Source organism: Bacillus sp. VA13, assembly GCF_055710085.1.
This window is the reverse complement of sequence record NZ_JBVQPP010000003.1, coordinates 10,641-23,778: the sequence shown is the minus strand read 5'-3', so window position 1 is coordinate 23,778 and position 13,138 is coordinate 10,641. Positions and strand designations below refer to the sequence as shown.

Here is a 13,138-nt window from a genome sequence, read left to right as displayed (position 1 = left end):
AGACTAAAGAGGGATGAGACAGGTGGCTAGTAATCAAAACTATCAGTTCACATTAACAATAAAACACACAGACTATATTGTTAGAGATCACCGGGTGCATGGCACCCGGATCATACCTGGTGTTACGTTTTTAGATATTATTTATCGAATGGCACTCAGCAAAGATTTGCCTATTGAAGAACTGGAATGTCAAAATATTCTCTATTTAGAGCCCGTAGCAACATCTAATACCTTTGACAGAGAAATTCTTATTTCCTTTCAAGGTTCACACCAGGGATGGGAGATTCAAGCGAAAAGCAGAAAAGTGAAAGACGGACATGTTTTAAACGAAAATTGGGATAAAAATATGCAATGCCGCCTAATGCCGAAAACAGGCGGCGACTTAATTTCAATAGATATTGACAGGATAAAAAATACAGCTGAGCGTGTTTCTGATATGGATACATGCTATGCCTATTTAAGAAAAGTCGACATTGAGCATTTTGAATTTATGAAAAGTCTCGGAACAGTCTATGCAACGGAAGATTATGTACTTGCCGAGTTAAAACTCAGCAAGATAGCGAAACAATATGTCGGTTACTTTCAGATGCATCCTACTTTTCTTGATGCATCCACCATTATCACAGTTCTATATCAGGCATGTCCGGAATATTTCACTAAAGGAGCGGCTGCCAGCCGTTTCAAAACGTATATTCCTATTCATATTGAATCATTTCAAATGATAAATCGTCTGTCGGATATATGCTATGTGTACATCGAGAAACAAGACCAAAATCATGATACCGGAGATGTTATCAGAGTAAGCTATGGCTTATACGATGTATCGGGAAATAAGATCGCACAATTTACCCGGTTATCTGTCAAACATATCCGATCTAAAGAATTAATTGAAAATCTTAAAAAGACATCAGGCAACTTGCAAAATAATCCAATCCTTAAACTGAAAGACAATCAAACAATTAAAGAAACGAACAAAAAGCGGATTAATGATATTGAATCAGAGCTGAAGGAACTAATAGCTGGGACAGCGAATATCAGCAGCCATGATATTAGGGCTGACATCGGTTTTTATGAACAGGGGTTGGACTCTGCATCTTTGTTGAGTATCGTCAAAGAACTGGAGCGTAAAACCGGGGAACAGCTGTATCCGACACTCCTGTTTGAGTATAAAACAATCCGGGAACTGGCTGCTTATATTGAAGAAAATAAAAAAATGAATAACCATTTCTTAACTCCTGAGATATTGACTGAAAAACCTAATGCACAAGAAAATTTAGCATCACCCGGTCAAGCTTTATGTTCACTGGATATGACAGAGAGAGAGATTCAGTTGCTGATTGCAGATGTTCAAGGAATAAACCCTGATAACCTTTCTATTGAAAAAGGATTTTATGAGCAGGGTTTAGATTCTGTAACGCTTCTGGAGATTGTTAAGGCGTTAGAGAAAAAGTCGGGCAGGGAGTTATACCCTACTCTGTTGTTTGAATATACAACAATTCGAGAGCTGGCAAATTACTTTGCTGCAAATAATGAGAAGCTTTCGGCGATCAGAAACCCTGAGAAAGACCACCATATTACAGCTACAACTTATTTAACGCCGCAATGGAGACGAAAAGATATTCCTATAAAAGGCGTTAAAACAGCTAAAAAAACGTATTTGCTGTTTCAGCATGACAGGGCGCTGTTCAATTACATGCAAAGTGATTTTAATAACGATACCGAACAAATTATATTAGTTTTGTCAGGAGACACTTTTCACTATCATGGCGGTGGTGTATATGAAATAGATCACGATGAGGAAGCTCATTTTGAAAGATTGGCATCTGAACTAAAGCAAAAACAGCAAATACCTGACACCGTGATCTACGGATGGCCGGATGGATCGTTTGCGCCCGGTGCCGGCATAATAAATGAACAGCTTTCTAAAGGTGTCTACCCGCTTTTATTTTTCAGCAAGGCTTTAATGCGAAGCAAGGCATCAAAGGAGATTGTATCCCTTTATCTTTATCCGGCGGATAATAAAAGCGCTCAGCCGTTATACGCTTCAGTACATGGCGCCGGACAGTCAATATCATTGGAGAACCCGAAAATGGTTTTTAAAACAATAGGCATTTCCTTATCAGGTAAACCAATTTCAGTTCAAGAAAAAGCTGGAATAATCGTTAATGAATCCGTTGAAGTGCTTTCAGAGGAAACTGACATTTATTACGAAGCGGGAGAACGCTTTGTCCGTATCCTCCGAGAGGCTGAACCCGTAGATAAATCCTACTCCGCATTTAAAGAAAATGGAGTATATCTCATTACTGGAGGCGTCGGAGGCCTCGGACTTTTATTTGCAGAACATATTGCCGCACAAACAACGGCCTGTATTATTTTAGCTGGCCGTTCAGAGTTATCGGAAAGCAAAAAAAACAGAATCAGACAAATAGAAGCCTGCGGGTCGTCAGTCCAATATATTAGAGGCGATATTTCAGATAGCCGCGATGCTGAACGAATGATAATGAACATTAAACGGCAGTTCGGGAAAATTGACGGTGTTATACACAGTGCCGGGATAATTAATGATGCATTTTTAATACAGAAAACAAAAAGTGAAATTCAAAAAGTGCTTGAACCGAAAATATATGGAACCGTTTTACTGGACAGCCTGTTGCAAGATGAACCACTTGATTTCTTTATAATGTTTTCATCAAGCAGCTCAATTTTCGGTAACATTGGTCAGACAGATTATGCGTTAGCCAATCGTTTCGTTGATCTTTTTGCTGACTGGCGGGAAGGACTGAGACAAAATAAAGAACGGTCTGGTATCTCAGTAGCCATTAGCTGGCCGCTATGGGAAGATGGGGGCATGAAAGTGGATAAACAAACCGAAGACTGGATGAAGGAAAAAATCGGTATGATCCCACTTAGGAAAAACAGCGGGATTAAAGCCTTTTATGACTCTATTTATCTGCGTCTGCCTCAGCTAATTGTATTTGAAGGTGACAAAGAAAAATTGAAGGCGGCCCTTCATGAGAAATTGGTGAAGGGTAAAGCAGGTGATACACAAAAAGCTGAACCTGCGGTTATGAGAGACCAAGATATAGCCATTATCGGCTTAAGCGGAAAGTACCCAATGGCTGATAATCTTAATCAATTTTGGGAGAATTTAAAAGAGGGGAAAGATTGTATCACTGAAGTTCCATCTGATCGTTGGGAGCTGAATGGATTCTTCAGCGAAGAAAGAGATGTGATAGGGAAGTCATACAGCAAGTGGGGTGGCTTCGTCAACGGAACTGATCAATTTGATCCGCTCTTCTTTAATATATCACCTCGTGAAGCAGAACTAATGGACCCGCAAGAAAGGCTCTTTTTAGAATCAGCTAAAGAATGTTTTGAAGATTCAGGATATCAAAAAAACAAGCTGGAAAAAATGAAAGTCGGTGTATTTGTAGGTGCAATGTGGGGGCAGTATCAATTATTTGAAGGAGAAGAAAACGGACTGTCTTTCACACCTGCTTCTGTCTACTCTTCAATTGCTAATCGGGTTTCTTATTACTTTAATTTAAAAGGTCCTAGTTTAGCTCTTGATACGATGTGCTCTTCCTCTTTGACTTCTATTCATTATGCATGCCAAAGCATACATTGCGGAGAGAGCGATATGGCGTTAGCCGGAGGAGTGAATCTGTCACTACACCCTAATAAATATAAATTTCTCAGTATGGGACAGTTTTTATCAAGTGATGGCAGATGCAGAAGCTTCGGAAAGGATGGGAATGGTTATGTGCCGGGCGAAGGAATAGGAGCTGTTTTGTTAAAACCGTTGAAAAAAGCCATTGAAGATCAAGATCAAATATATGGTGTGATTAAGGGCAGCTCTGTTAACCACGGCGGAAAAACAAGCGGATATTCTATTCCGAATCCAGATGCGCAGACAACAGTCATTTCAGAAGCGCTTCGTAAAGCTGATATTGATCCAAGTTCCATCAGTTATATTGAAGCGCATGGCACAGGTACATCATTAGGCGATCCTATTGAAATTCAGGGCCTTCGAGACTCTTATCAATTGGATCATCCTTGCGCCATTGGATCTGTAAAATCAAACATCGGTCATTTAGAATCGGCAGCAGGTATAGCTGCAGTAACGAAAGTGCTTCTTCAGATGAAGCATAGGCTGCTTGTTCCTTCGTTACATTCCGATACTGTCAATCCATATATAGATTTTGATCAAGTTCCTTTTAAAGTGCAGCAGAAAACAGCTGAATGGAAAAATCCTGAAATCAGTGAAACCGTTTATCCACTGAGAGCAGGTGTAAGTGCTTTTGGGGCAGGGGGGTCCAATGCACACCTCATTCTGGAAGCATATGAATCCTTGAATACTAATCAACCTCAAAGCAGCAGAGTTATTTTTATTTTGTCTGCACAAGATAAAAACCGTTTGAAAAAGTATGCGGAGGTTATGGCCCGCTTTTTATCTGAAAATGAAATGCAAAACGAGAATGATCGTGTGAAACTTCAAGATATTGCCTATACCCTGCAAACGGGACGTGAGCATATGGAGGAAAGGCTTGCAATAGTAGCAGATTCAAGCTTGTCGATCGCTGAAGAACTTTTAGGCTATACCAGAGGGGAAACCAGTGAATCAAGCTATACAGGAAATATTTTAAAATGTGAGGTTAAAGCCGAAGCTCCCCGCATTCATAAAGATTATGAAGAAGTTGCACGGAGATGGGTAAAAGGTGAGCCAATAGATTGGGAGGCTTTTGAGGAAAACCGGCATTCTTTTCGAGTCTCTATCCCCGGGCAGCCGTTGATTAAGAAGCGGTACTGGATCAAAGAACAGACGAGAGAATATGTTTTAAATAGCGAGCTTAAACCAAGGCACCCTTTCTTAGGAGTTAATACGTCTACTTTTAATCAGTACAGTTTTACGAAAACAATCGACAGGGATAATCCATTTGTAATGAGTCTTACAGAATACGGAAAGTCCTTTTTCTCTGTTGTGTCTTTAATTGAAATGGCTGCAGCAAATGCGTCCGAGGCATTTGGGTATACCGTCAATAAAATAACCGAAATATCTTGGAATCAAGGCAGGTGCGACGCCGCTGACATACAAGAGCTGACCATAGAATTAACGCCTCGAGAAGATTTTGCACAATTCGAAATATACGCAAAAAAATCATGTAAGAATAAAATAAGGCTTGTTCACGGAAAGGCGCATATTGTCGAGCAAAAAGAAAACGATTTACTCCCTTCTGTATTAGATATCTCGAAAGTGAAATCGGATATGCTTGAACATGGTTTCGCAATACCTTATGCGTCTGAAACAGCAAAAAACAACAGTGAAATGCTGTCACTATTTTTCATTCCGGATCACTTTTATGAAAACAGCAGAGGTTTCACTTTTCTTCCATTTGCATTTGAGTCTGCGATTCAGACATCCGGTCTATTTGTAAACGGCGGGACCCCTGCTGAACTGATTGGAATGAATGAAGTGACCATCTATCAAGCTTTTACTCAAGATTTTTATATTTATACTCAAATTGAAAAACAATCTAACAATATTGATTTGACGTGCCATATTACATTTGCAGACACAAATGGCAGCATCCTGGCTGAATGCAAAGGGCTAGTGTTTAGCAATAGCTATACTGAAAAAGCTGATCAATCCGATGATGAATTAATTTGTTTGCTTCGCAAATTGGAGGCAAATGACATTGATCAAACGGCTGTATTGAAGCAACTAATGGGGGAAGAATCATGAGGGGAAAACGTGAACAAATCAGCGAAATTCTTGAGCTGGTCCAAACAGGAAATATAACGGCTGACGAAGGATATGCCCGTGTAAAATCTGTTCAAGACAATGGCGAACTAGCAACTGATAATCCGCCTTTATATTATAAGCCTGAATGGATAGAATCAAATATTCCGAATACGAAAAATGCAGACTTGCCTGGCTTAGTTCTTATTTTTGCTGAAAATGAATGGCAAATAAAAGAACTAAGCGATTCATTAGTGGATTGCAACCTTTTGTTTGTTTGTCGAGGAGAAAAATTTTCTACCAGCAATCGCAATGCGCTTACTATTAATCCATCGAAAAAAGCAGACTATATAAAACTTTTTAAGTATATCCAAGATCACTTCATGCTGCCTGAGAACATCCTTCATTTATGGTCTGACAGTCAGGATAATATAAGCCAAGAAGGAATAAAAAAACAACTGGAAAACGGTATATTTTCTCTTCTATACATTACACAGGCATTGATTGAGATGAAATGCAAGAATACTGTAAAGCTGAAACATCTATTTCAATCTGAACATAAGGCTCAGCTGCCATTACATCACGCTTTAGGCGCTTTTGCTAAAACGGTTCATCAGGAGTATCCAAATTTTCACTATCAGATCATCAATGTCAATCATTCACAGGATATGGGTATCGACATTTATTCGGAGATTGCGGATATTTACCGAAAAGAATGTGAATGCGATCAAACTTCGCAATTCGAAGTGCGCTACGAAAATGGTAGCCGATTCACGAAACGTTATAAAAGCGCAAGCATTGACGGATTATCTCAGCCGCTTAAACGTAAGGGATGTTATCTGATTACAGGAGGATTAGGCGGGCTCGGCTATATTATTGCGAAATATTTGGCGGAAAAATGGAAGGCTAACCTCATTTTGACCGGACGTTCTTCTTTAACTGCAGAGCAGTCTCGGAAGATTAATGATTTGAGAAGCTCAGGTTCTCACATCGAGTATATACAGTCAGATATTTCAAAAAAAGATGAGACAGAGCGGGTATTTACTTTTGTAAAAGATCAATTTGGTCATTTAAACGGTGTTTTTCACATCGCCGGAGTGCTCCACGATTCGTTTATTTTAAGAAAAACAAAAGAAGAAATCGATCAGGTAACGGCATCGAAAGTTTACGGAACGGTATGGCTGGCGAATGAAATAACAAAATTAAATCTTGATTTGTTTGTATTGTTTTCTTCAACATCATCTATTTTCGGTTCAATCGGCCAATGTGATTATGCCTTTGCCAATGCTTTTCTAGATCAGTATGCAGCAGTTATTTCAGCAAAAGGATATGCCCAAAAAACAGTTTCCGTCAATTGGCCGCTGTGGGCAGCCGGCGGGATGAATATTGACTATGAAGGAATACAAATAATGAGAAGGGAGCTCGGCCTTGAACCTTTAGATGAAAGTGCTGGGCTGCGAGCCTTAGAAGATAGCTTGTGCCAAACATCTGAACAGCTGATTGCAGTAAAAGGTCAAAAAGAAAAAATTGACGACGCGTTGAACCGTGCTGATACAATCAATAGCCTTTTTGAACAGCGAGATGTAAAAAATGAACGCAACGATGAATTAAAACAAGAAATTATTCATTATTTGAAAAAACTGCTTTCTGAAGAATTAAAATTATCGGCTTCATTCATTGATGAAAAACAATATCTTGAGAAATACGGTATTGATTCAATTATGATTATGCGTCTAACCAAAAAGTTAGAGCAGAATGTCGGCAAACTATCAAAAACCTTATTTTTCGAATATCACTCGATTACTGAATTGGCGGATTATTTTCTGAACCACCATAGTGAGCGCATGCTGAAACTGTTGAATCCTATTGCAAAACCCCAACATGAATTGCGTCAGAAAAGAATAACATCAGTAAAAACCGATGCTCCAAACTCTATGAAAGAGAACGTACAAAAGAAAGATCCGGGGCGTTCAATTTCTGCTGATATTGCCATTATTGGAGTAAGCGGCAGATATCCTGGCGCAGAAAGTATTAGGGATTTTCAAAATGTACTGCTGAATGGAATGGATTGTATTAGTAAAATTCCCGATGATCGAAAGGAAATGTTGGAAGGGAGCTGTTATAACTGGGGGGGATTTCTTAAAAATGTAGATCGATTTGATCCTTTGTTTTTCCGGATATCACCGAAAGAAGCAGCTTATCTTGATCCTCAGGAACGGCTTTTCTTAGAAACAGTCTGGAACACTATAGAGGATGCGGGGTATACAAAGTCAGATTTGGCTCAGGAAAAAGTCGGGGTATTTGCAGGAGTCACATACGGGAGTTATCAATTTTTCGGCGTTGAAGAATCTATGAATGGAAATGAATTAGCCGTGGGTTCTCCTTTTTCTGCAATTGCAAACAGAGTCTCGTACTATTTCAATTTTACGGGACCTAGTATGGCGGTTGATACAATGTGTTCATCCTCTCTCAATGCTATTCATTTAGCCTGTGAAAGTATTCTGCGGGGAGAAAGCAGCATTGCTGTTGCAGGCGGTGTCAATCTTACGCTTCATCCAAATAAGTATACTTTATTGAAACAAAGTCGCTTTTTTGCGAGTGATGGGCGGTGCCGTACATTTGGTGCAGGCGGCGACGGTTATGTACCGGGCGAAGGAGTAGGCTCTGTTCTATTAAAACCGGTCGCAGATGCAATAAATGACGGAGATCATATTTATGCGGTGATAAAAGCAACGGCAGTAAACCATGGAGGCAAAACAAACGGATTTACTGTTCCTAATCCTAATGCTCAATCTGAACTGATAGGAGCCGCACTGAAAAAAGCTGATATTGATCCTCGAACGATCAGCTATATTGAAGCACACGGAACGGGTACTTCTCTTGGAGATCCAATTGAAATAACCGGATTGACGAAAGCGTTTCGCCAATATACGGACCAGACTCAATATTGTTCGATCGGTTCTGTTAAATCGAATATCGGACATCTTGAGGCTGCTGCAGGTATTGCAGGTCTGACAAAGGTTCTAATACAAATGAAGCTTAAAAAGCTTTTCCCCTCTATTCATGCAGAGACATTAAATCCGAATATCGATTTTGAAGCATCGCCTTTTTATGTACAACGGTCACTGCAAGATTGGGAGAAACCAAATCTGAAAGAAAGCGGAAAAGAGGTTTCGGTTCCGAGAAGAGCGGGGATCAGTTCATTTGGGGCGGGAGGAACAAACGTTCATGTGATTCTGGAAGAATATGAAGAAGCCAACAAATCGGCAGAACAATTTGAAAAAGAGCCGCACGTCGTTCTGTTATCGGCAAAAAATAACGAAAGGCTTCTCGAGTATGCAGATAAAATGAAAGAGTATATCAAAAACTCTCTAAAACCCGCAATGCGAAGCGGACAGCCGGATATGGTTGAAAAGGTGAATGAAATACTGAAACCATTTGTTTCAAAATTGATTCATGTCAATCCGAAAGAAATCGATCCGACAGAGAATCTGGCGGAATTTGGGTTTGGGCCTGTAGAGTTAAGCAGTATCACAGGTTTTATTAACGAAACGTTTCAAATAGAGCTTTCCATGCATCATTTAACAGATTTTCGTTCAATACAATCTATAACGGAATACTTATTGAAAGAGTATACTGGGCAGGTTAACAGACTCTTTCCTAAGGAAGGCTATGGAAAAGAACAAATGGACGAAATAGTTTTACGAGATCTGGCTTACACAACACAAGTCGGCAGGGAAGCCATGGAATCCAGATTAGCAATTGTCGGTTCAACACTGAAAGAGATACAGGATAAATTAAACGATGTTTGTCTAGAAGTTCAACGTATTCCTGGCGTATATTTAAATCAGCATGCTCTACAGCAAGTTGAACAAATGAAGGCATTGACAGAAGGTAAAGCAGGTGAGCAGTTTGTAAAAAGCGTGATTGAGTACGGTGAAATGGAAAAGCTCGCTCAATTGTGGGCATGGGGCGCGGATATCGACTGGAAAATATTCCAAAAGTATTCGCGGCAAACAGGCAAACGTATTTCCATCCCTACATATCCGTTTGCAAAAGAATCCTATTGGGTTCCTGGTCTAATTGAGAAGAATTCAGAGGTGAAAGCTTCAGCTCCGAAAATCCATTTGCAAAAAAAATGGAGAGAGTTTAATATTGCGAAAAACTCAGAAAAACCGGTTTTGGGGCTAACAATAGCATTGGTGCATCATGATACCGAATTAATTGCTCGTTCTGTATGCTCAGAGATAGAGGAGAAAAATCTTATTATTATAAGACATAATTCTTCTTTTATAAGACAATCAGATTATTTGTATGAATGTTCTTTTTTAGACGAAAAACAAGCATACACCGCTGTCAATGAAATTTTGATGAGTCGGAAGCAGCAGATCGAGAACCTATTCGATTTTTCTGATATCAGCAATCTCAACGACAGTCAAAATCTTATACCGTATGGGAAAATTGTTATTATTCAAGAGCTTATTAAACGGAGCAAAAAGGAATCTCCGTTATCGATTCTACAATTGACAAACGGCCTTCAAATTTTTAAAACAGAGAAGCCGAGAATGAGAGGAGCAGAATTAGCCGGTCTTTTAAAAGCTGTTTCCTCAGAATACACTTATGTTAATGGTAAAACAATTGATACAGACAGTGTGCAGAATCCGTATGAGCTGAAGCAAATGATAGAAAATGAACAAGAAAATCATGCTGGAGAGGTTGAAGTATGCTATCGCCACGGTATCAGGTATATTTCGTTTTTTGAAGAAGAAAGGGTTCAACCGAGTGAGTCTTTTTCATTTCGTTTAGATAAAACCATAGTAATAACTGGCGGAACAGGTGGCATTGGCAGGGAGATAATAGATGAACTGGTAAAACGGGGAGTAACAAAACTAGTGCTTACGGGCACGCACCCATTACCTTTGCGTAGTGAATGGGCGGGTTTGTTGGAGGATGCAAGTATAGATCAGAAGATCATCGACAATATTAAACTATTTATGAATCTTGAAGAGAGAGGCATTAGCTATCGGTATTACAGCGGCTCTCTTACAGATAAAGAGAAACTGCGTTCGTTTTTTCTTGAAGCCAGAAAAGACTTCGGGGATATATGCGGAGTGATTCATTGTGCCGGCCAGCATAGCAACGGAAATCCAGCATTTATTCATAAAGGCATTGAAGATTTCAAAACAGTTTACGGACCAAAGATCGTCGGTCTGCAAAATCTGCATCAGATTTTTGAAGATGATCCGTTGGATTTCTTTATTCTATTTTCATCAATTGCAGCTCAAGTCCCGCAACTATCTAAAGGGATGTCTGATTATGCATCAGCCAATGCGTATATGGACTATTTTGCGGCTTATCATTTTCAAATGGGAAAATCCTATTTTACATCCATCAATTGGCCAAGCTGGAAAGAGGTGGGGATGGGAAGGGTAACGAGTCCTTCATATAATGATTTAGGATTGGGTTCACTATCGACGCAAGAAGGAATGGCAACTTTACGCAATGCACTAAGCAAAAAAACAGCTGCTATGATGCCTATTGTGAAAAATAGTGCAGTCTTTAAGGCAGACACGCTTCTGAAAGCTTATAAGAGTGATCTGAGTGCGGTTTCAAGCAGCAAAGCGGAGATTTCAGATATTTCTAACAACCGTACTGATGCTCTTGTTGGAGAGCTGTCAGGCATTTTTGCCGAAGAATTAAGCATCCCGATTGAAAAGCTAGACCCGTTTGTTGCCTTTCAAGAATATGGCGTAGATTCTATACTTCTTGTAAGTATTATCCATCGTATAGACGCTATTATTCAGAAGAACTTAGATCCTACTATACTTTTCGAACACAACACTATTCATAAACTTGCAGAATATGTAAAGGGAACAGGGTTTCAATTGAAGGAACAAACGGCACAACTTGACACTTTTTCTGTTCATAATGTCTTTGAAAAAGTACCCGAATCAAGAAGACATATGGAAAAACATGAAAAGCTGCAAACGTCATCTGTAAAAATAGCCGTTATTGGAATCGGATGCAAATTTCCAGGCGCAGCGAATAAAGAAGAATTTTGGCGTAACTTAAAAAAAGGAAGAAAGCATATAAAGGAAGTGCCAGAATCCCGCTGGAGCATTGAAAAATACTATTCCCCTGTTAAGACAAAGGGAAAAAGCATAAGTAAATGGGGAGGCTTTATTGATGGGATTGGAAGTTTTGATCCAGTTTTTTTTCGGATGCATGAGGAAGCAGCCGTCCAAACTGACCCATTAATCAGACACTTTTTAGAAACTAGTGTACAGGCTGTCAGGGATGCTGGTTATGAAGAAACAGAATTATCCGGAAAGAAAATCGGTGTGTTTGTCGGTTCAAGAATGGGGGGGTACGGTCATAAATTACGAGAAGAAAACACTCATAATATAGTTGGTCTCAGCCAGAACTTTATTGCCGCACATGTATCGCATTTCTTTAATTTTCACGGCCCAAGCATCGTATCGGATACAGCTTGCTCTTCTTCGTTAGTGAGTATTCATTTGGCTTGCCAAAGTTTAAAAGAAGGTGATTCAGAGATGGCAATTGCAGGCGGGGCAGACCTGCTGCTGGATGAAGTTCCTTACCTGATGCTAAGCGAAGGCGGGGCCCTTTCTCCGGACGGTCAGTGTTTTACCTTTGACGAAAGGGCAAACGGTTTTGTACCTGGTGAGGGTTTTGGAGCTGTATTATTAAAGCCGCTGGAAAAAGCGAAATCTGACGGTGATCAGATATACGGTATAATTGATGCATCCGCTATTAATAATGACGGTGCAACGATGGGCATTACAACTCCTAACCCAAAACTGCAGGAGCAAGTGATTCAGGATGCCTTTGAAAAAGCAAAAATAGAGCCTGACTCAGTCAGCTACATTGAGACACATGGAACCGGTACTATGATTGGAGACCCAATTGAGCTTCAGGCGTTAACAAAAGTATTTCAAAAAAATACAAGGCGAACTCAATATTGCGGAGTCGGCAGTGTGAAAACAAATGTGGGACACTTATTAAGCGCAGCCGGAGCGGCTAGTTTTATTAAAGTGATTTTGTCACTATGGCATAAAAAAATCCCGCCTACATTGAATTGCGAAACGCCAAACCCTCGCTTTGAATTCGGGCAGTCGCCTTTTTATCCAAATACAGGGCTGAAAGAATGGAAAGAAGAAAAAAGGAGAGCAGGCATCAGTGCTTTCGGTTTTGGCGGAACAAACGCCCACATTTTGGTCAGTGGGTATGATGAATTGCACAATATTGTTCGAAAACCGCTGACATCGGCCGTATTCAATAAAAGAGAGTTTTGGCCTAAAGCTTATTCGTATAAACAAAAGAAACAGCATAAAAAGCAGTTTCTTGAGATTATTGATGAAACAGAGTGACACTCAC

2 protein-coding genes are annotated in these 13,138 nt (G+C 39.8%); both read left to right on the top strand.

All coding sequences use genetic code 11. The annotated features are described in order from the left end of the window. Positions 1–22: 22 nt before the first annotated feature. Positions 23–5,743, top strand: coding sequence for an SDR family NAD(P)-dependent oxidoreductase (locus tag AC0C66_RS12145; protein ID WP_088679416.1), 5,721 nt, complete (start codon positions 23–25; stop codon positions 5,741–5,743). Next, positions 5,740–13,131 (top strand): SDR family NAD(P)-dependent oxidoreductase, encoded by a 7,392-nt coding sequence (locus AC0C66_RS12140; protein ID WP_472973598.1) that lies wholly within the window; start codon positions 5,740–5,742, stop codon positions 13,129–13,131. The genes AC0C66_RS12145 and AC0C66_RS12140 overlap by 4 nt, the downstream gene beginning before the upstream one ends. The last annotated feature ends 7 nt before the right edge of the window (positions 13,132–13,138 follow it).